Origin of the sequence: Rhizobium sp. CCGE 510 (genome assembly GCF_000292525.1) — a bacterium.
Taxonomy (GTDB): Bacteria; Pseudomonadota; Alphaproteobacteria; order Rhizobiales; family Rhizobiaceae; genus Rhizobium.
Genome location: NZ_AEYF01000045.1, coordinates 234,255 through 255,253, shown reverse-complemented (window position 1 = coordinate 255,253; position 20,999 = coordinate 234,255). Strand labels below are relative to the sequence as shown.

Sequence of the window (20,999 nt, the reverse complement as noted above, 5' to 3'; positions counted from 1 at the left end):
GCGATCATGCAATCCCATGAAAAGGGCTATTTCACCGAGGCGAATTCGGTCGACGTCGTGACCGGCCGCAATGCCAGCGCGAAGGACGAGCGCTTGAAGGAAGTGATGGAGGTCATCACCCGCAAGCTGCACGAGGCGGTCAAGGAGCTGGAGCCGACGCAAGACGAATGGATGCAGGCCATCCTGTTCCTTACGCGCACCGGCCAGATGTGCAACGAATGGCGGCAGGAATTCATCCTGCTGTCCGACGTGCTCGGCGTCTCGATGCTGGTCGACGCGATCAACAACCGCAAGCCCTCGGGCGCATCCGAGAGCACGGTGCTCGGTCCGTTCCACGTCGCCGATGCGCCGGAACTGCCGATGGGCGCCAATATATGCCTCGACAGCAAGGGCGAGGATATGGTGATCGAAGGCCGCATCCTCGACACCGAGGGTAAGCCGATCGCCAATGCAGTAATCGACGTATGGCAAGCCAATGACGAGGGTTTTTACGACGTACAGCAAAAAGGCATCCAGCCAGACTTCAACCTGCGCGGCGTCTTCAAGACCGGCTCTGATGGGCACTATTGGTTCCGCGCGGTGAAGCCGAAATACTACCCTATCCCCGACGACGGCCCGGTGGGCCAACTGCTCGGCAATCTCGGCCGCCATCCCTATCGCCCGGCGCATCTGCATTACATCGTCAGCGCCGACGGCTTCGAGACACTGACGACGCATATCTTCGACCCGGACGACCCCTATATCCACTCGGATGCGGTGTTCGGCGTCAAGGAAAGTCTGCTCGCGAAGTTCAACAAGGTGAATGACCCCGCACGTGCCAAGAGTTACGAATTCGCCGATGGTTTCTGGGACGTGACCCACAATTTCGTGCTGGCACGACGCAAGGACTGAGGGGACGGGCAGAACTCCTGTTAGCAGAACTCTAGAAAGAGGGTGCGGACGCCGCATCCTCTTTTCTTCATTCCGAGGCGCGTCCGCCCTACTCCGCCGCAGGCTTGCGCTCGCGCTCACCCATGAACGGTCCCTGGACCCAGTGGATCGTCTTCTCGTGCTTTTCGACCGCGCGGCGGAGTTCCGAGAACTCCCGGCGCAGATGACCAAGGAACTTGCGGCCGGCAGGGTTCGAATAAGGCTTCTTCCGCGTCATGATCCCCAGCACGCGCTCGGGCTGCGGAATATCGAGCGGGATGATGGTAACCTTGCTCTCGCCGCGAAAGGCATAGGCCACGGAATGCGGAAGGATGGCCAGCGCGTCGGTCCCCGCGAGATAGTTCACGACGCTGAGCAGAGAGCCGCCGGCATAGCGCAGGCTGACTTCCTCAAGCCCGAGTGTCAGCAAGATATTGTGCAGGTCGAGCACCAGCGGCGAGCCCGGCAGCGGCGCCACCCAGGGATAGTTGACGATGTCTTCTGTCGCGAGGCTGCGCTTTCGTACCAGCGGGTGGCCGGCACCACAGGCGAGCACATTGCGTGCCGGCAGGATCGACTCGAAATGCAGATCGGCACGGAGATCCACCGAACCGGTCGGCGTCACGGCGAGATCGATCTGGCCGGAATCCAGTTCGGCGACGAGGTCGGGATAGTTGCCATAGGACTGATGCACCATGATGCCCGGCTCGCCACGCTGGAAAGAAGCGATCATCGGCGACACGACGGCATCCATGAAGAAGGGCACGCCGCCAATGCGCACGCGGCCCGACGATCCCGACTTGAAGCTGCGGATAATCTCCGCCGCCTTGCGTGACGAGGCGAGGATCGACCTGCCCTGCTGTCCGAGCTGCTCACCCAGCGGCGTCGGCTGCATCGGCCGGCGACCGGAAACGAAGAGCGGCTCGCCGATACGCTTTTCCAGGATGGAGATGGTGCGTGACACCGCCGATTGCGTCATGCCGAGCATCGCGGCGGCTTCGGTCACGCCGCCGGTTTCGATGACGGCGGCCAGCTGGACGAGATGGGCTTCCACGATCTTCATAGCAATTTGTTATAACCACTATGAATAATGTCAATCAACAGCCGATTGTATGGGCTATATTCAGGACGATCACGACGCGCGGCTCGACCTGCCGGCAAGCGTGGCTCCGGATGAACGCGGGGGAGGATCCGCGTCCGGAATTGGAGACCGTTTTCGGAGGAGGAAAACATGGCCCTTATCAGCGGATATCATCATCTGACGCTTTGCACCGACGGCGCGCAGGAAGATTACGACTTCTATACCAAGGTGCTCGGCCTGTACTCGGTCAAGCGCACCGTGCTGTTCGATGGCACGATCCCCGTCTACCACCTCTATTACGGCTCGCGGAACGGCGATGCCTCGACTATCATCACCACCTTCCCGTTCAGGAAGCCCGGCGTTTTCGGCCGGCGTGGCACCAATCAGTCCAAGATCATTCAGATGGCCATTCCCGTCGGCTCCGCCGGCTACTGGATCGACCGACTGAATGGAAAGAGCGTCGAAGCGACCAAGATTTCGCGCTTCGGCATCACCCGCGTCGCCTTCAAACACCCCTGCGGCATCCCGCATGAACTGGTCGAGAGCCCGGCGGACAATCGTGACTCGATCGTCAACGAGGCGCAGGGCGTTGTTGCCGCGCACGGCATCAAGGGCATCTATGGTGCGGCAATCGCCGTCTTCGATCGCACGGCGATGGACGACTTCCTCGGCGTCGGCATGTCGATGACAAAGGAAGCCGATAGCGACGAAGGTCTGATGTTCTCCGTGCCGAATCCCGGCGGACCGAACAGTATGGTCGAAGTGCTGCACGAGGCGAACGGCCCGCAAGGCACCTGGACGCTGGCGGGTGGAACGATCCACCACCTCGCGCTCAATACCGGCAACGAGGAAAACCAGCTCAAACTCAAGGCGCATATCGAAGGTCTCGGTTTCACCGACGTATCGGACCAAAAGGACCGTAATTACTTCAAGTCCTGCTACGTCCGCTCGCCGGGTGGCGCGCTGTTCGAAATCGCGTGGTCCGTCGAGGGTGGCTGGGCACTCGACGAACCGGCGGACCAGATCGGCACCACGCTGGTTTTCCCGCCGTGGTTCGAGGACCGCAAGCAGGAGCTGATCGCCGGACTGGAACCGGCGAATTTCTGAGCCGTGTCGATGTCAACGCACGAAACACCCTTGCTCCTCGGCGCCACACCCGAGGAGGCACTTGTCCATTGCGTGTTCATCCATGGGCGAACCCAGTCGCCCGAGGACATGCAGGAGCAGGTTATCTCCAGGCTTGGAACCACCGGCGTGGCATATGTTTTGCCACGCGCGTCTGGCAACAGCTGGTATAGCGCGCGCGCCACGGATGTGTTGACGGATGCGACTAGACAGCAGCTAGAAAAGTCTGTTGCGTACATCCGAGGACTGGTGGCAGGCCTTTCCGGTGGTAGAAAATATCCGACACCGCTTGTCATCGGTGGCTTCAGCCAGGGCGCTTGCCTGGCCATGGAGTATGCGATGCGACACGGGCCTTGGGGTGGCGCCATGGCCAACCTGACTGGTTGCCGCGTGGGGACGTCGCGATGCGAGAAGCCATTTGCCGACCTTGACGGAATGCCGGTCTATTTGACCGGTTCGGACAAGGATCCCTGGATTCCTGCCGATGCCATGGCGAGTGCAGCGGAAGCCTTGGCGCGTGCCCGGGCCCGGCTTCGCTGCGACATCGTGCCGGACCGTGCGCATGAAGTGTCAAAGCATGAGCTCACGGCTTTCGAGGCGATGCTCTCGGGCTTGGCAAAACGAAGCTGGTGGTAGGCATTCGCTACCGCCGACGACTTTCACGCAACACTTCGCTCCAATACCAGATTCGGCGAGAGGTCCAGCGTTCGCCCCGCCCGCACTTGACGGTCAGGTTGACGACGCCTTGAAGCCTCCCACGACGTCGAGACGTGGAAGGCCTCTGCGGCCCATCAGCTCCAAGCGTGGAGCGGCGGCTTTTCTCCATTCGGGAGATACTTGCCGAGAATGGCGTAATTCCAGCGGACGGGATCATGAAGCGTGTGGGTGCGGACATCGCGCCAATGGCGGTCGAGATTGTGTTCGGCGAGCGTCGAGCGGGTGCCGGCCAGTTCGAACAGCATGTTCGTCGCAGCAATCGCGATCTCGGTCGACAGGATCTTTTCCTCTGCCGTGACGATCTGCGCTTCGGCGACGGTATCCGCATCAGGACACCGCCCGGTCGATCCGTTGGCTAGATTGCGCTCAGTGTCTTGGTCATTGGATAGCCGGAATTCGTTCCGAAACCGCTGCTCGATGCACCATTTCAAAATATCCATTCGATCTATAGAACTGACGGGCTGGCTGCTAAAGGCGTTGACACCAATATGAGAGTCCTCATTCGTCTCGGTTCCAGCCGTTGCCTTCAGCGGCCTTGGCGACAAGGGCTGCATAGTCCGCGCCTATCTCTTCCAGCTTTTTCACCAATCCGGAATCAGCCCCACCGAGCAGGCTTATGTAGTCTTCGCCTTGTTTGGACTTTTCCCAATCATTGCCGACAAATCGTGCCACTGCCTTGCCGGAAGCAGATATTTCTGGTTTCGGGGCGCCAAACGAGGCAGCCGTTCGCTTCAGGCCGTCAAGGAAGGCAGCGTCATCGAGACCGCTGTAAGGCTTCCCTCCGGAATTGGTGACATTGAGAAAGATTTGTTCGTCTCCGAATGCCGTATAGCCGCCGCCCAAACCTTTTTTCGTCGCATCGGCCGTTTCAAAGAATTTCTGCGCAACCGCAGCGTTGAGACTGTCCTTGGGAAATCGAACAACAACAAAGCCGGTATTGCCGCGTGCGTCGTCGAGACGGGAGACGAGGACGCTATATTGGCGGAAGATGTAGCCAAGGGAGCCTGCCAAGCGATCGGCCGTGACATCATCGAGTTCACCCTCGGTCTGAAGCGACGCGTTGGTTTTCAGAAGATATCCGCCGGGCGTCACTTCCGTTTCCAGAGTTGCAGGGTCGATGCCGTTTGCCGATATGATTTTCGGCACGATCTCCTTCAGCACCGCCGCCGAAAAGGCCACCCGATCATCATAACTGGCCTGGGCGAGCCGCGGCAGATGGAAACCTGCAGACGGTGTCGCTTCGTAGGATAGAAGCACCTTCTGGCCTGCGGCGGCCACATTTTGGAATGCGAGTGGGATGGCAGCAGCTAAAATTACCGCCCTTATGATGGTTCGCAATGAAGAAGCTCTTTTGGCGAAAAATCTGCGTTGCATCCATTATCTTCCTGGTTGGCGCTATAAATGCCGGTAAAGGCCCGAAGAGATTTCGTTGGAGAGTTCCGCGCATCTCGCGCGAAGTTCGCTGTCGGTGCCGTCGTCGAACTGATCATCTAGGAGCAGGAGACGGTATTCGCGAACAAGCAGCCTCGTTTCGAGATCGTCGCGCAGCGCAGAGAGGCGGAAGAAGTGGCGCAGCCTGCCCATATCCTGCCCTTCGATTATGCAGCGCGCGGGATGCTGCCGCCGCGGGCCGACATCAATTTATGAATGGCCCGCAAAACGTCCGACGCAGAGGCAAAGCGCTGACCGTCAAGATCATGCACATGAAATTTGACGGCGATGAACTTCAGCAAGCCGTTGTCTGGAATGATGATGCCGACGGGAATGCCGGCATGTTCGATCACCTGTCTGGTCATTGCGGTCACCCTTCCTCGCCAAGCTACCGAGCGCTTGGCATTCGGCGCTATAATCTACTAATTTAATAGACTATAAGGGACGGAAATTTGGATGACTATTCCCGTTGATGCCAAATATCCCCTCGATCACAGAAAAAACTTCCAATATGGAACCTCAGACCCTGCTCGCACGACCGGCGTCAGCGCTGACGACAGGAATTGGCCTTTTGAAAGGAATTGGGCGGACGTAAGATAATAATTTTTGGCGGTCGCGTTGACCTGACGCTCTCCCAACCCCACTACGCAGAGCTACGCCCGCCGCTGGTAGCGTCGGCGTCCACGTTCCGCGCAAGCTTTATTCGGTTTTGCCCAGAATCGCCTTTTGGTCAGCAAAACATTTTCTACAAATATAGTAGAAAAGGAATGACCTGTCTTTCTTCTAACGATTTACGTCGCTAGCCTGAGGTCTCACAGGTCAGGCGGGATCCGCCGGTAGCTGGGCGATGGGCATGACAATTGGAAGGAGCAACAATCAAATGGCTCGATGACAAGGAGGAAAATCCCCTGAGGCAGCCTTCACCGCGAGCAGACCGGCACGATTTCTCGTCGATTCGACGCCGCAAGTCGTTCAACATGTATCGCACCCGTCAGGACGAAGCTCGTGGCAAGCCTCAATAACTCCTGCCGATCCCGAAAGCATGAATAACCCGAAGTAGACCATGAAAGAGTCCATCTCACATCAAATCCTTACAGTCGCCGGTGCGCTTTTTTATAGCGAAGGCATCCGGGCCGTCGGCATTGATAGAATTATCGACGAAGCGAAGGTGGCCAAGGCGACACTCTATCGCCATTTTCCCTCCAAGGACCATCTCGTCGCAGCCTACCTCCAGCAGCGCCACGATCGAGTCATAGGCTCGCTTCACGAGGCTTTGAAAACCGAAGCAGCCCCGCGAAACCAGCTCAAGCTGATTTTCGAGCGGCTGTACGAAAAGGCCGATAGCCCCGAATTTCGCGGTTGCGCATTTGCGCTTGCGGTCGCCGAGCATGGCGATTCCGAGCGGGTCGTTTCCGTCGCGAGAGCGCATAAGAGAATGGTTGCCGGTATTTTCCGCGACATCGTCTCGAAGGCCGATATCAACGCCGACCAGACGGCGGCCCATCTCGCCCTTCTTTACGAAGGCGCGCTGGCCACGGTGGCCGTCGGACGCGATCCGCAAGCTGTGCTCGTGGCGCGTGACTGTGCGCTGACTATGTTCGACACCGCAATCCGTTCAACCAAATCTCTCGAGAATGCTGCGCCATGACAAAGACCATCGATTACTTTTTTGGCATTGGCTAGCCCTGGGCTTTCATCGGCCTCGAGCCCTTCGTGGCTCTCGCCAAACAGCATGACGTATCCATCCGTCCCTATGTCATCCCGTTGATCGAAGACAATGGCGGCATCTATTCTCGCAACCGGCCGGAGGCACGCCGTGCTTACTGGCTGAAGGACCTGACGCGTTGGGCGGCCTTGCGGGGTAAGACTCTGGCGTTTGAGAACCGGGCTGCGCTCTCGGATCCGACGCCGGCGGGGTTCATGGTCTTAGCCGCCATCGATGCCGGCGAAGATTGGCTTAGGTTGGCCGGCGCACTGCAGGAGGCCTTTTGGGTGCGTGGCGAGGACATCGGCGACCCTGTCGTTCGCCGAGCGGTCGCTGATGCCGCCGGCTTCCATGGAATAGCGCTGGAACGGAAGGCGCAGAGCGACGCCGTCCAGGCCGTTTGGAAAGCCAACTACGAGATCGCCAAGAGCGCCGGCGTGTTTGGGCTTCCGACCTTCCGCTACGACGGCGAACTCTACTGGGGGCAGGACAGTCTGCCCTTCCTCGAACGTCATCTCAAAGGTGAAAAACTCGTCGCCTGATCCCACGACAAACCGGTCTGCGTACGTCGCCCGCCGACGCCGAGTGCTGCACCTTGACCGTTGCTTCGGAGTAGGTCGCAGCCATCAACAAGAAGATGGTGCAATTCGCGATCTCGGTCGGCGGCACTTCGACAGGCGAACACGGCATCGGCACCGGCAAGATCGCCTATCTGCGCCAGGAACACGGCGATGCCTCATGGCTGTCATCAAGAATGCCGTCGATCCCAAAGGGATCATGAATCCGGGCAAGATCCTGCCCGGCTAGGATCCGTCTCTCTGGGAGCCCCGCGATGACCATGTTCAAGACCCATAGCTCCCATTGGGGCGCGTTTTCCGGACGCTATCAGGATGGCAAGCTGGAGATCCGCGCCCATCCCGACGATCCGAACCCGTCGCCGCTGCTGGGCAACCTGCCCGCGGTCGCCGACAGCCCCGTGCGCATCCGGCGTCCGGCGGTCAGACGCGGCTGGCTGGAAGGCATCCCCGACAACGCGCAAAATCGCGGGGTCGATGATTATCTGGAAGTCAGTTGGCCGCAAGCGCTCGATCTTGTCGCCAATGAACTCAAGCGCGTCTACGACAATCATGGACCCCGGGCGGTGTTCGGCGGCTCCTATGGCTGGGCCAGTGCCGGGCGGTTTCATCACGCGCAAAGCCAGGTTCACCGCTTCCTGAACCTGCTCGGCGGATATGTGCGATCCGTCAATACCTACAGTTCCGGCGCGGCAATGGTCATCATTCCGCATGTGCTCGGACCCTACGACCATTTCGAGCGCAAGAGCGTTACCTGGGACGCGATCGAACGGAGCACGGAACTGGTCGTCGCTTTCGGCGGCATGGCGATCAAGAATGCTGATGTGCATGGCGGCGGCAACAGCCGGCATATCGTGCCGGACAGGCTCAAGGGCGCCAGTGCGCGCGGGGCTCGCTTTGTCCTCGTCAGCCCGTTGCGCGATGATTTCCTGCCCGAGGTCAATGCCGAATGGCTGCCGATTACGCCCGGCACCGATGTCGCGCTGATGCTCGGTCTGGCGCATGCGCTTGCCAGCGAAGAACTGCACGATCGCAGCTTTCTCGACCGCTATACCGTCGGCTACGCGCCTTTCGAAGACTATCTCCTCGGCCGGGCCGACGGCGTCGACAAGAGCCCGGAATGGGCATCCGGCATCTGCGGCATCGACGCCGATGTCATCAAGGATCTGGCGCGATCGATGGCGCGGTCCCGGACGCTGGTGACCGTCAGTCACTCCCTGCAACGCGCCGACCATGGCGAGCAGCCGGTCTGGATGGGCATTGTGCTTGCCGCCATGCTCGGGCAGATCGGTCTGGACGGCGGCGGTTACTCCTATTCGCTCGGAGCCTTGGGCAATACCGGCAAGCGGCAGCTCACGGTTCCGCTGCCCACCTTCGGACAGTTCAGCAACCCGGTTTCGGATTACATTCCCGTCTCGCGGATTGCCGACATGCTGCTCAATCCGGGAGAGGCTTTCAACTACAATGGCCAGGAGCTGGCCTATCCCGATATCCGGCTGGTCTATTGGGCAGGCGGCAATCCGTTTCACCACCATCAGGATCTCAACAGGCTGCGGGCGGCGTTCAAGCGGCCCGATACGATCATCGTCCACGAGTCGGCCTGGACGTCCACCGCACGCCACGCCGATATCGTCCTGCCCGCGACGACAACGCTCGAGCGCGACGATATCGGCGCAGCCCAGGGCGATCCGCTGATGGTCGCGATGAAGAAGCTGATCGAGCCGGTCGGCGAGGCGCGTGACGATTACGAGATCTTCGCCGAGCTCGCGCGCCGGCTCGGCGCGTCCGAAGCCTTCACCGAAAATCGCACGGCCAGGGAATGGCTTGCCTTGCTCTACGAGCCGACGCGCCAGGCGCTCGCAGCCGGTGGACATGAGGCGCTCGACTTCGAGACATTCTGGGAACGCGGAGAGTTGCTGCTGCCGCTTCAACCAGACGACGGCGGGCCCGCAGGCGCCTTCCGAAAGGACCCGGCGGCCGCCTCGCTGCCCACGCCATCCGGCAAGATCGAGATCTTTTCAGAGACGGTCGAAAGCTTCGGCTACGACGATTGCCGCGGTCATCCGCGATGGTATCCGCCGACACAGGAAGCAGACGCAAATGACGGCCGCTACCCTCTCCATCTTGTCTGCAATCAGCCGCGCCAGAGACTGCACAGCCAGCTGGACTATGGCGATTTCAGCCGTTCGACCAAGATCAAGGGACGGGAGCCGGTGCGGATCAATCCGATCGATGCCGCCAGGCACGGCATCTCGGACGGCGACATCGTGCGGCTCCACAATGCGCGTGGCGCCTGCCTGGCGGCAGCGGTGTTGTGCGAAAACGTAAGACCAGGCGTTATGCAGCTCGCGACAGGCGCGTGGTTCGAGCCGGACGATCCGCAGGCCGACAAGGCCATGTGTATCCATGGCAACCCGAATATCCTCACCCGCGATATCGGAACCTCACAATTGGCCCAGGCCTGCACCGGACAGTTGACCCGCGTGGAGGTCGAGCGATTCAAAGGCGAACCGCCGCCAGTGCGGATACTTGATGACGTGCGGTTAGCGAGCAATCGCGGGCCGACCGGAGCCGTGCAAATCGCTAGATCGCTCCCAATCGCTCGGCATTTGCCAACCCTCGATACCGGGAGAGGGGCAGGAGCGGCGGAAACAATCCTAGCGCCCAGCGCCCTTCCTTGCGTCACGCCCGCGGCCGATTGAGCCCACAAGTCTGACACTACCCGAAAAGCCGATCTCCACCCACTTGGGTTCACAGAAAATAATCTCTATATATTTAGTAGAAAAAGAATAACCAGTCTTTCTCTCCAAGCTTGCGCTGCTAGGCTAGGTGTCGTGATCTGCTCGGCAAACGTGATCTGCTCGGCAAACAAGACAGGAGTGAATCATGACCAACCATCCCTTTCCGCTCTCCCTTTCCCGCCGCCGGCTGCTGACCGCCACCTCCGCATTGGCGGCTGCGTCTGTGGTCGCCTCGGCGGGTTTCGGTCCGGCCTTTGCTGCCAACAGCCCGCAAGAGGGCGGCGACATCACCTTTCTCATCGATTCGCTCGGCGACACCTGGGTGCCGAACAACAGCGCGATCTCCAGTTTCCAGGGCCATATCTGGGGCCATGTGGCCGACAAGCTGCTTTACGTCGATGCCGAGGGCAAAGTCAGTCCGTGGCTTGCCGAGAAGTGGGAGCAGAACGACAAGGCGACCGAATTCACCCTGCATCTCAAGTCCGGCGTGACTTTCTCCGATGGCACCGCGCTCGATGCAACCGCCGTCGTTGCCAATCTCGACATCTGGTATGCCGGCCGCAAGGCGGAAGGCATCAACCCGATCGGCCTGTTTCCCAAGACCTATGACCATGCCGAAGCCGTCGATGCGGCCACTGTGAAAGTGTTCTTCAAGAAGCCGACACTCGGCTTCATCCCGACACTCGGCTATCACGGCTCGATCCTGATTTCGCCGAAGACTCTCGCGACCCCGGCGACCGAGCAGGCAGATCTCAGCAAGGCCTCCGGCAGCGGCCCCTATGTGGTCGAGTCCTGGAAGGACGGCGACTTCGTCAAGCTGGTCAAGCGCAAGGACTATAACTGGGGTCCCGAGGCGGTTGGCCATACCGGCCCTGCCCATCTCGACACGATCACCTACAAGCTTGTCAGCGAGCCTTCGCTCCGCGTTGCCGCCGTCCAGTCCGGCCAGGCGGACATTGCCTACAACGCTTCGCCACAGGAGCTGCAGTCGCTCAAGGAAGAGGGCTTCACCGTGGCAACGCCGCGCTATCTCGGCTTCGTCAATGGCTGGGCTGTTAACACCAAGCTCGCGCCCTACAATGACCTGAAGGTACGCCAGGCGCTGCAGGCCGCGATCAATCGCCAGGAAATCATCGACACCGTCTATACGCCGGACTGGAAGCTGCCGACGTCCTTCATCCAGAGCAACGTGCCCGGCGCGACCGATCACAGCGACCTTCTGGCCTACAACCCCGGCAAGGCCGAGAAGCTCCTCGACGAGGCAGGCTGGGTCAAGGGCGCCGACGGTATCCGCGCCAAGGACGGCAAGGCGCTGGAAATCACGCTCCACTCCAACCCCTACCTCGCAACATCGAAGTCGGTCGATGAGCTCATCGCCCAGCAGCTCGGCAAAATCGGCTGGAAAGTCCGCATCCAGGCCTATGATGTCGTGACTTACGGGGAAAAGGTCAAATATGGCGGCGCCGCCGTGCCCGCCTACGAGGTAACCCGCAGCTTCATCGACGCCGGCACGGTCGCCGGCATCCTGACCAACGCCAACAATGGCGAGAACTGGTTCGCGCTCGACGAAAACGACAAGGTGCTCAACGACCTGCGCGACAAGATCGCGGGAGCCGGTTCGGTCGAAAGCCGCAAGCCGCTGCTCGACGAGCTGCAAAAATACATCCTCGGGCAGGGCTACTTCATTCCGCGCACGCAGATCGTCCAGCGCATCTATGTCCAGTCTCCAAACCTCAAGGGGGTGACCTATAACGGCGTCGCCTATGCCAGCTACTACACGGCGACGAAAACCAGCGTGTAATCGCGAGGAGGCGATCGGCATGAACCGTGCCTACCGAAACTACGCGCTGAAGCGCTTCGTCCAGGCAGTCATTGTCATTCTGCTGGCCTATGTCTTCACCTTCGTGGTCGTCAGCGTCCTGCCGGGCGACCCGATCACCAACGTCCTCCGCAACCCGCAGAACGGGTTCACGGAGGACGAGATCAGCGAGATCATCGCCGCCCAAGGGTTGGACAGGCCGGTTCTGGTGCAGCTCTGGTCTTCCCTCTCCAATTTCCTGATGGGCGATCTCGGTATCTCCATGCGGTCCCACAGGCCGGTTACAACTATGATCGGCGAAGTGCTTCCCTCGACACTGATCCTGGCGTTCTCCGGCCTCGTCGTTGCCCTGATCCTGGCGGTGACGATCGCCTACGGCACGCGCTTCGTTCCCAAACGGTTCGGCCAAGGCCTATTGCGAGGCTTTCCGTCGCTGTTCCTGTCGGTGCCCAATTTCGTGCTGGGCCTCGTTCTTATCCACATCTTCGGCTTCCAACTCGGCTTCTTCCGGGTGATCGAGCCGGACAGTTTTTGGGCAACCGTCTTCGCGGCGATCACGCTCGGCATTCCGATTTCCGCCCAGATCGCTGAAGTGCTGATCGCCAATCTCGACCACGAGGCGGGCCAGGAATATGCCACCGTCGCCCGCAGCCGCGGCCTCGGCAAGATGCAGCTCTTCGCCAAACACCTGCTCAAGCCGTCCTCGCTTCCCGTCGTCACCGTCCTCGCGCTCACCATCGGCGAATTGCTCGGCGGCTCGCTGATCACCGAGACGGTGTTCGGACGCACCGGCATCGGCAGCCTCGTGCAGCGGTCGGTCAGCACCCAGGACCTGCCCGTCCTGCAGGCGGTCGTGTCGCTGGCGGCCGTGGTCTTCGTGGTCGTCAACCTGATCGCCGACCTGACCTACCCGCTGCTCGACCCGCGCGTGAAACTCGTTGGCGGCGCCGAGCGGCGGCCGACCACGGCGGACGAGAACGCAGCGAGCATTTCCGGAGCGGTGACGCCATGACCATCACCTCCGACTACGCCAACAAAAACACGCGCGCCGCCATTGCCAGCAGGCTGACCGCCCTGAAGGTGCCGCCGACCGTCATACTCTCCTTGGCGATCGTCGTGCTCGTGATCGCCTGGTCACTGGCACCAACCCTATTCACCAGCCTCGACCCGACCAGCGGCGTCCCTGCGCACAAGCTCAGAGCGCCGAGCCTGGAATACTGGTTCGGCACCGATCACCTCGGCCGCGATCTCTATACCCGCGTCGTCTATGGCACCTCCTCGTCAGTTTCGAGCGCGCTGATCGCCGTGGTCATCGGTGTCATCTTCGGTGGCATCGTCGGCCTGCTGGCCGGCTTTCTCGGCGGCTGGGTGGATACGGCGCTCGCCCGGCTCGTCGATGTGCTGCTTGCAATCCCGAAATTCCTGCTGGCCGTCATTGTCGTCACCGCGATTGGCTTCGACACCACCAATGCCGCCATTGCCACCGGTGTCTCGGCGGTCGCCGTCTTTGCCCGCGTCATGCGCTCGGAGGTGATCAAGACGCGGGCTGCGACCTTCGTCGAGGCGTCCTATCTGCTCGGCGGCTCGCGCTGGCACATCCTTTTGCGCCACGTGTTGCCGAACGCGTCGCGCTCGGTGCTGCCGCTCGCCGTGCTGCATTTCGGCGACTCGATCCTGGTGATCGCCAGCCTCGCCTTCCTCGGCTACGGCGACCCGCCACCCGCTTCCGACTGGGGCCTGCTGATCTCGATCGGCAAGGATTACCCAAAATGGCCATGGCTGGTTTACGCGCCCGCCTTCGTCACGATCGCCACCGTCCTCTCAGTCAACAGGATCAGCCGATGGTTACGCAAGACAGATTGACCGCGGCACTTCTTCGCCGCCCCGAGGCTTCCATATTGACGCCGCAACCAACAAGCCTGCTTCGGGTCGACGGCCTGTCCGTCTCCTACGGCGCGAATGAGGTTGTCCGCAACGTCGGCTTCGAACTCGGTCGTGGCAAGAGTCTCGCGCTGATCGGCGAGTCCGGATCGGGCAAGTCGACTATCGCCCGCGCGGTGCTCAGGCTTCTCCCCAGCCGGGGGCTAGCGACCGGCCAGGTCGAATTCGGCGGTCAGGAGATACTGTCTCTCCCGGAGCGTCAGTTCCGTCCGCTCAGAGGTCGCGCCATCGGCTTCGTTCCGCAGGATCCCGGCAATTCGCTCAATCCGGTGCGAACCATCGGCGCGCAGGCGCTGGAGGCCGCAGTCCTGCTCGACGAGCCCAACAAGGCGATCCGCAAGGAACGCATTCTGGAGGTCTTCGCCCAGGTCGGGCTCGACCATCCCCAGCGGGCCTGTGATTCCTATCCTCACCAACTCTCCGGCGGCATGCTGCAGCGTGTGCTGATCGGGCTGGCGGTCCTGCCGCGCCCCTCGCTGCTGGTGGCGGACGAGCCCACCTCCGCCCTCGACGTCACAATCCAGAAGCGCATTCTTGACCTGCTGACGAAGCTGCAGCATGAGCTGGATATCAGCCTGCTGCTCATCACCCACGACCTGGCGATCGCGGCCGAAAGGGCGGATTCGCTCGTCGTCCTCAAGGATGGCGTCATCCAGGAAGCCGGCAGCACAGCGGCCGTCTTCTCGTCGCCGACCTCGGCCTATGCCCGAAAACTGCACGCCGATGTCCCTGCCCTCAACCCGAACCGCTATGCCCGGCTGCGCGATCCAGGTTTCCGCCTGCTGAAGACCGGCGCCGGCAAGGTACCGAAGATCGAGATCAGCGCCGTCACCAAGACTTTTTCCGTCGACGGAAGGGCGATAACCGCCGTTGACGGCGTGTCGTTCAGCGTTCCCGCCGGCACAACGCATGCGCTCGTCGGCGAATCCGGTTCGGGCAAGACGACGACGATCCGGCTGCTGCTCGGGCTCGACCAACCCGACAGTGGAAAAATCTCGGTCGCCGGCGAACTGCTTGCCGGCCGCTCGCAGGAGTCGCTGCGTGCGGTGTGGCGCCAGCTTCAGTTCGTCTACCAGAACCCGTTCACCTCGCTCGACCCGACATGGACCGTGGAAAAATTGGTCCGGGAGCCTCTCGACCGGTTCAAGATCGGAACCCGCGAGCAACGCACCGAACGCGTCCGCGAGGCGCTCGCCAATGTTGGGCTTGCCGAACATCTGCTCTCCCGCAGGCCGGAAGCCCTGTCAGGCGGTCAGCGCCAGCGTGTGGCGATTGCACGGGCGCTGGTCCTGAAGCCTGACGTGATCGTGCTCGACGAGCCCACGTCGGCGCTCGATGTCAGCGTCCAGGCCGATATCGTCGAGGTGCTGCTGTCGCTGCAGGCCAATCTCGGCCTGACCTACATCTTCGTCTCCCATGACCTGGCGCTGGTGCGCCAGCTCGCCCACTCCGTATCGGTGATGCATCGTGGGCGCGTGGTCGAACAGGGGCTTGTCAGCGACATCTTCGACAACCCGCAGCAGCCCTACACGGTGTCCCTGCTGAAATCGATCCCGTCGGGCGCCGCGCCAATCTCCGGTGCGTCACAGCCACAACCCAGGCGCATCGTCAATCAGGTACAGATCGCATGAACGCCAGCCTGGTCGCCGATACCCAACCTCAGCCATTCCGTCCGAAAAGCCGGCTAGGCTTCAACACGCGGGTGTCCTTCAACGACGATGCCGGCCCTGCCCAGGGGCTGCGCGACGGGATCGAGCTCTACAAGGCCGCCGAACGGCTGGGTTACCAGTCGGGCTGGGCCTATCAGCGGCATTTCGATCACTATCTGTCGTCACCGCTTCCGTTTTTTGCCGCAGCCGGCCAGCATACCAGGCATATCACACTGGGTTCCGCGGTCATTCCGATGCGCTATCAGGATCCGATCCTGCTCGCCGAAGCGGCGGGAACGACGGACCTGTTGATCGATGGTCGACTGGAACTGGCCATCTCGACCGGCGCCAATGCGGCGTTCGACGCCGTCTTCGGCGCGGTGGACGCCGATGCCCGCACGGAAGCTAGGCGCCGCCAGGCACGTTTCCTCGCCGCCATCTCAGGCGAGGTCTTGCACACGGTGACCGCGCCGGTCCAGGGCGCGCCCAAGGGCGCCGAACTGCGTGTGACCCCGCACAGCCCCACCCTGCGCTCGCGTATCCGGCAGGGAGCCGCGAGCCTTGGTTCCGCCGTGCAGGCCGCCGAACTCGGGATCGGGTTGATTTCCGGGACCGTGCAGCACGGCCATGCCGAAGGTGAGGCGTTCGGCGCATACCAGGCGCGCATCATCGAGACCTATCGCACGACCTGGCGCGAAAAGTGGGGCACAGAGCCGCAACCGGTTGCCGTCGCCGCCTCGATCCTGGTCGGCACGACCGCAGAACTTCGCGAAAAATATGCCGCCTATGACCTTGAGCGCCGCACCGTCGGCATTGCCGCCTCCCGTCCGAAGGGCGCGCTTGCGCCGCCTCCGCCGCCGGCCGGTGCACAGATCTCACCAGTATTCCAAGGCACGCCCGACCAGGTGATCGAAGCCGTGTTCAACGATCCCGGCATCGCCGCGGCTGATGAGGTCATTCTCTTCCTGCCTCCGTCCTTTGGCCTGGAAGAGAACGTGCGATTGCTGTCCGACCTTGCAAAGACTGTCGCACCGGCATTCGGCTGGTCAGCCTCCTGGTGATCACGACAGCGATTTAACCCAACCGAACCCTATTGCAACCCATAGGAGCCACCCATGTCCGCCGAATTCATTAGCGTAAGCTTCCCGAACGCCTCGAACGACCTGCATCCTATTCCGGACGCTCCCGTGGATCCCAGCTATCTCGAGCGCTATTCGCGCGCGCTCGACGACTATGGCTTCAACTACACCCTGCTGCCCTATTCCTCGTCCTCCTTCGACCCGTTCACGCTGGGCGCCACAGTGCTCGCCCACACAAAGAACCTCAAGATCATCGTCGCGCTCCGCCCCAACACCGTCTACCCAACGGTCGCAGCCAAGTCGCTCGCGACGCTCGACCAGCTGAGCGGCGGTCGTGTCGTGGTCCACTTCATTGCCGGGGGCAGCGACGAAGAGCAGGCGCGTGAAGGCGACTTCCTCGACAAGGAGGCGCGCTATGAGCGCCAGGAGGAATATATCCGCATCCTGCGCCTGGCCTGGACGTCGAAGGAACCCTTCGATTTCGAAGGCACACACTATCAGTTCAAGGGGTTTCGCAGCGCGGTGCGCCCGACGAACGGCACCATTCCGATTTCGGTCGGCGGCTCGTCCGACGCCGCCTACCGGATCGGCGGTTCGCTCGCCGATATTTTCGGCCTCTGGGGCGAGCCGCTCAAGGAGACCAAGGAACAGATCGACCGGGTCTATGCCGAGGCCGCCAAGGCCGGCCGGACGGATCGCCCGCGCATCTGGGTAACATTCCGCCCGATCGTTGCCGAAACCGACGAACTGGCGTGGCAAAAGGCGCATAGGGTCGTGGACCGGCTGAACGACAATCGCGAGAAGGGCCTGTCGCGCTCGCCGCTTTCCGCCCCGCGCCCTGCCAATATCGGCTCGCAGCGGCTACTCGAAATCGCGTCTCGCGGCGATGTGCATGACCGCGCCTTGTGGTACCCGACTGTGACCGCGACCAACGCTGCCGGCGCCACCACCGCATTGGTGGGATCGCCGCGCACCATTGCCGATTCCATCCTCGACTACATCGATCTCGGCTGCGATCTCATCTCGATCCGTGGCTATGACAATTTCAACGATGCCGTCGATTACGGCCGTTACATCCTGCCGCTGGTGAGGGAGGGCCTTCGCGAGCGTGAAGGTACCAAGAAGTCGGCAGCCGCCTGATCCTCCGCACGTCGACTGCCAATATGTGGCGGCGCGTCTTCCTGTCGCGCCGTCACACTGCCGGATCAATCAGAAAGCTTGAACGCCATGCCTTACGATACGCACGCGCTGAAAGTCGCTGAGCAGATACTTGCGGAGAACGCCCCCGAAGCGGATCGCACCGGGCGGTTTCCCTGGGCCGGGATCAATGCCGTTCATGAAAGCGGCTTGCTTTCGAGCACTGTCGCCGCCCGCCACGGCGGGGATGGGTCCACGCTCTATGAAGCTGCGGAAATCCTGGCGTCGCTGGGCCGGGGCGACCCGTCCGTCGCGCTGATCAGCGCCATGACGATCTTCAGCCACCTCGCCCAGGCGCAACGGGCCTTTTGGCCGGAAGAACTCTATCATCGCTTGCTGGCGGAAGGTAAAAAGCGCCCGCTGTTGCTCAACGCCGCGCGGGTCGAGCCGGAACTCGGATCGCCCGCGCGCGGTGGCCTGCCGGCAACCCTTGCCCGCCGTACCGCAAACGGCTGGTCGATCACCGGCCGTAAGATGTTCGTGACCGGCGCCCATGGCCTGACCCATTTCCTCGTCTGGGCCCATACTGACGAAACATCGCCTCGGGTCGGCACCTTCGTCGTGCCGAACGGACTGCCCGGTATCCATGTGATCGAGAGCTGGAACAGTCTCGGCATGCGCGCCACGGGATCGCATGACGTCGAATACACAGATGTCGAAATTCCCCTGGAAAATGTGCTCGATCTCGTCGATCCCTCCGTGGCCCAGCAGGACAATCGCGGCCATGCTGCGATTACGCTGGCCCTGACATCAATCTATCTCGGTGTGGCGGAAGCCGCGCAGGCGGCTTTCATCCGCTTTGCCCATGAGCGTGTCCCGGCCAATCTCGGCCATCCGATCGCCCGTACCGAACGGATCGTGACACTCTCAGGCGAGATCGACCTTCTCATCTCCGGCGCCCGCGAGATCATTTTCGATGCGCTCAGGACAGGCCTGACCAACCCCGAAAGGCTGATCCGTGCGCGCCTGATCGCCGGGCGACAATTGCGCGATGCCGTCCAGATCGCGGTTCGCGGCCTCGGCAATCCCGGCCTTGGAGCCGACCTCGGGCTCGAGCGGCATTTTCGCGACATTCAGGCCGTGCTTGTCCATGCGCCGCAGGAGGACACATGCATATCGATCCTCGGCCGCGCGGCCTATGACCGCTGGAACCAAGAGGAGGCTGCCGCCACGCGGCATCCGGCAAAACTCTCGATCCTCAAGACGGGCTGAAGCATGAGTTCGCGAAAGCGCATCGCTCTCCCCGTCGTCCATTTGCAAACGACCAAATCACAATTCCGGCAGAAACACATGACCCGTTACATCATTATTGGCGCAGGCGCGGTTGGAGCAAGCCTTGCCGCCCAGTTCGAGACCCACGACATCCCCTATGTTCTGGTTGGACGTGGCGCGCAGATCGCACACATTGCGCTCAACGGCCTTTCCTATCGCCGCCCGAATGAAACCCGCCTACTCCGGCTCAACGCCGTCGACACCGCAACCCCACCGACCTTGACGCCGGACGATATTCTCATCCTCACGGTCAAGGCGCAGGATGTCGAGGCAGCAACCGACTTCTGGGCCTGGCGCGACGTCGTTGACGGGGGCCTCGCATCGGAACTGCCGCTGGTGACGCTTCAGAACGGGCTGGCGGCCGAGGATATCGCACTACGTCGCTTCAGCCGCGTGTATGCCGCGAGCATCCTCGTTCCCGCGCGCTACACGGTTATCGGCGAGGTCACCGTCGACGCCGAACCTAACATCGGCGTCGTTACGCTCGGCCGCTATCCGCAGGGGCTCGACGATACGGCATCGGAAATCGTCGCCGACCTGACAAAGGCCGGATATCTCACTGAGGCCAGCGCCGACATTCGCCGCTGGAAGGCCGCCAAGCTGCAGCACAATGTCGGCAATGCCACCGAACTGTTTGCCGGCACGCCGGAAGCCCGAGCACAAGCCGCGACCGACCTTGGGGCCGAGGCCCGTACCGTCCTTCTGGCCGCAGGCTACGACCCGGCCGCGGCCTCGGAACGGAAAGTCGACATTTCCGGCTGGCAGATCAAGCGCAGCGGCGATGGGCCTGGCCGCCAATCCACTTGGCAGAGTTTCGTGCGCGGCACCTCGAGCGAAGTCGACTACCTGAATGGCGAGATCGTGCGTCTAGGGCGGCTTCACGGCGTCGCGACGCCACTCAATTCAGCCTTTCAGCAGGCGGCGGCGAGGCTCGCCCGGGATGGAGGCCAGCCTGGATCACGTGAGATCACCGAGGTCGGATAGGCCGACCCGGCCGGGAAAAACCGCGTATGAGCAGTCACTCCGAATTCCTCCGGTACATCCCCAACGACATTAAGGCCGGCCATCGCGGAGACGTCGCCACCGAGGGCCACAACAGCATCGACACTCTTACCGCCCAGGCAAAGGCCGGTGGCGCGAACGACGGCCTTCGAGCCCCTGGTCGCCATCCGTCCCGGCTACTGGCAACCCACCCGCTTGAGCGGCGGACGCGTGCGAATCAATGTCGTCTCCGGACATGACGAACTTGCAGCCTATGGCGACGACGAGGGCGACCAGTAGTGCTATATCAGGATGAAGGAGTTTATGCGGCTGGACATCGCGCCACTGGAATTCGGCCTCAGGATCACGACTCTCGTCAGAGACACGACAGATCAGGCCGGGGCCGATGCCGAAGCAAAAGTCGCCAGGATGGCGGAAGGCTTGGCCGACAGCTGGCAGGATCATCGACATGGAGTGGTAATCGGCCAGCAACGGCTTCTGTGCACGACGACAATCTACACCGCCCCGGGGTCGGTTCGGCGGCGGCGTAGCGCTCGGCCGAAGACGTCGCCCGCTCACTGCTCAAATACGAAGACGCCGGCATCACCCATTTCACACCCTATCTCGCGAAAACCAGCGCCAGGGCGAACTATTGATCCCGCTTCTCCACATGTGAGCGCATCAGGGGTCTGTCAGGTCCGCGGACTCGGTCGGGTTCGCTCGGATGACAATCGAGTGTTCGGCGTCTACCGATGGCAATGTCCTTATATCTTGCCG

Annotated in this window: 18 protein-coding genes and 3 pseudogenes; 16 read left to right on the top strand and 5 right to left on the bottom strand. The window is 61.7% G+C overall.

The features are described 5' to 3' along the window. Positions 1-6: 6 nt before the first annotated feature. Entirely contained in the window at positions 7-891 is an 885-nt protein-coding gene (locus RCCGE510_RS25295; protein WP_007634678.1) for an intradiol ring-cleavage dioxygenase, read from the top strand. A gap of 88 nt (positions 892-979) precedes the next feature. Here RCCGE510_RS25295 and RCCGE510_RS25290 read toward each other — a convergent pair whose 3' ends face one another. Beyond that, positions 980-1,972 (bottom strand): LysR family transcriptional regulator, encoded by a 993-nt coding sequence (locus tag RCCGE510_RS25290; RefSeq protein WP_007634676.1) that lies wholly within the window; start codon positions 1,970-1,972, stop codon positions 980-982. 168 nt (positions 1,973-2,140) lie between these two features. Between RCCGE510_RS25290 and RCCGE510_RS25285 the strand changes: the two genes are divergently transcribed. Continuing rightward, positions 2,141-3,097, top strand: a complete 957-nt coding sequence (locus RCCGE510_RS25285) for a VOC family protein (protein ID WP_007634672.1) — start codon at positions 2,141-2,143, stop codon at positions 3,095-3,097. A gap of 9 nt (positions 3,098-3,106) precedes the next feature. Then, the gene (locus RCCGE510_RS25280) at positions 3,107-3,751 is read left to right on the top strand and encodes an alpha/beta fold hydrolase (RefSeq protein WP_007634671.1); all 645 of its coding nucleotides are present in this window, start codon (positions 3,107-3,109) and stop codon (positions 3,749-3,751) included. 155 nt (positions 3,752-3,906) lie between these two features. Here the strand turns inward: RCCGE510_RS25280 and RCCGE510_RS25275 are convergent. From RCCGE510_RS25275 to RCCGE510_RS25260, 4 genes and pseudogenes are all read right to left on the bottom strand, one after another. Continuing rightward, positions 3,907-4,164, bottom strand: a pseudogene (locus RCCGE510_RS25275) (acyl-CoA dehydrogenase); the annotation flags it as partial. A 166-nt stretch (positions 4,165-4,330) separates the two neighbouring features. Further along, complete coding sequence (locus RCCGE510_RS25270) at positions 4,331-5,206, bottom strand: hypothetical protein (protein ID WP_240539683.1); 876 nt, start codon at positions 5,204-5,206, stop codon at positions 4,331-4,333. Between the two features lie 21 nt (positions 5,207-5,227). After that, positions 5,228-5,416, bottom strand: coding sequence for a hypothetical protein (locus RCCGE510_RS25265; protein ID WP_007634668.1), 189 nt, complete (start codon positions 5,414-5,416; stop codon positions 5,228-5,230). Positions 5,417-5,430: 14 nt separating this feature from the next. Continuing rightward, entirely contained in the window at positions 5,431-5,628 is a 198-nt protein-coding gene (locus RCCGE510_RS25260) for a hypothetical protein (RefSeq protein WP_007634666.1), read from the bottom strand. Positions 5,629-6,326: 698 nt separating this feature from the next. Here RCCGE510_RS25260 and RCCGE510_RS25255 point away from each other — a divergent pair. The 13 genes and pseudogenes from RCCGE510_RS25255 (at position 6,327) to RCCGE510_RS33730 (ending at position 20,898) form a co-directional block, all read left to right on the top strand. Next, the gene (locus RCCGE510_RS25255; RefSeq protein WP_007634664.1) at positions 6,327-6,911 is read left to right on the top strand and encodes a TetR/AcrR family transcriptional regulator; all 585 of its coding nucleotides are present in this window, start codon (positions 6,327-6,329) and stop codon (positions 6,909-6,911) included. 47 nt (positions 6,912-6,958) lie between these two features. Next, positions 6,959-7,510: a DsbA family protein gene (locus RCCGE510_RS25250; RefSeq protein WP_240539693.1), complete on the top strand. Its 552-nt coding sequence runs from the start codon at positions 6,959-6,961 to the stop codon at positions 7,508-7,510. 74 nt (positions 7,511-7,584) lie between these two features. Beyond that, a pseudogene (locus RCCGE510_RS33735) lies at positions 7,585-7,775 on the top strand (FAD-linked oxidase C-terminal domain-containing protein); the annotation flags it as partial. 25 nt (positions 7,776-7,800) lie between these two features. Next, positions 7,801-10,245, top strand: a complete 2,445-nt coding sequence (locus RCCGE510_RS25245; RefSeq protein ID WP_007634659.1) for a molybdopterin guanine dinucleotide-containing S/N-oxide reductase — start codon at positions 7,801-7,803, stop codon at positions 10,243-10,245. 184 nt (positions 10,246-10,429) lie between these two features. Beyond that, the gene (locus tag RCCGE510_RS25240; protein WP_007634658.1) at positions 10,430-12,085 is read left to right on the top strand and encodes an ABC transporter substrate-binding protein; all 1,656 of its coding nucleotides are present in this window, start codon (positions 10,430-10,432) and stop codon (positions 12,083-12,085) included. Between the two features lie 19 nt (positions 12,086-12,104). After that, entirely contained in the window at positions 12,105-13,115 is a 1,011-nt protein-coding gene (locus tag RCCGE510_RS25235) for an ABC transporter permease (RefSeq protein ID WP_007634657.1), read from the top strand. Next, complete coding sequence (locus RCCGE510_RS25230) at positions 13,112-13,966, top strand: ABC transporter permease (protein ID WP_007634656.1); 855 nt, start codon at positions 13,112-13,114, stop codon at positions 13,964-13,966. The genes RCCGE510_RS25235 and RCCGE510_RS25230 overlap by 4 nt, the downstream gene beginning before the upstream one ends. After that, entirely contained in the window at positions 13,945-15,675 is a 1,731-nt protein-coding gene (locus tag RCCGE510_RS25225; RefSeq protein ID WP_037079674.1) for an ABC transporter ATP-binding protein, read from the top strand. Before RCCGE510_RS25230 ends, RCCGE510_RS25225 begins: the two co-directional genes overlap by 22 nt. Beyond that, positions 15,672-16,754: an LLM class flavin-dependent oxidoreductase gene (locus tag RCCGE510_RS25220; protein ID WP_007634652.1), complete on the top strand. Its 1,083-nt coding sequence runs from the start codon at positions 15,672-15,674 to the stop codon at positions 16,752-16,754. The genes RCCGE510_RS25225 and RCCGE510_RS25220 overlap by 4 nt, the downstream gene beginning before the upstream one ends. A 54-nt stretch (positions 16,755-16,808) precedes the next feature. Beyond that, positions 16,809-17,912, top strand: a complete 1,104-nt coding sequence (locus tag RCCGE510_RS25215; protein ID WP_007634650.1) for an LLM class flavin-dependent oxidoreductase — start codon at positions 16,809-16,811, stop codon at positions 17,910-17,912. An 87-nt stretch (positions 17,913-17,999) separates the two neighbouring features. Then, a complete protein-coding gene (locus RCCGE510_RS25210) occupies positions 18,000-19,181 on the top strand; it encodes an acyl-CoA dehydrogenase family protein (RefSeq protein ID WP_007634648.1) in 1,182 nt (393 codons plus the stop codon). A 78-nt stretch (positions 19,182-19,259) separates the two neighbouring features. After that, on the top strand, positions 19,260-20,225 hold the full coding sequence (locus RCCGE510_RS25205; protein WP_007634639.1) for a 2-dehydropantoate 2-reductase N-terminal domain-containing protein: 966 nt from the start codon (positions 19,260-19,262) through the stop codon (positions 20,223-20,225). A 26-nt stretch (positions 20,226-20,251) separates the two neighbouring features. Further along, positions 20,252-20,898: pseudogene (locus RCCGE510_RS33730) on the top strand (hypothetical protein). Positions 20,899-20,999 lie beyond the last annotated feature (101 nt).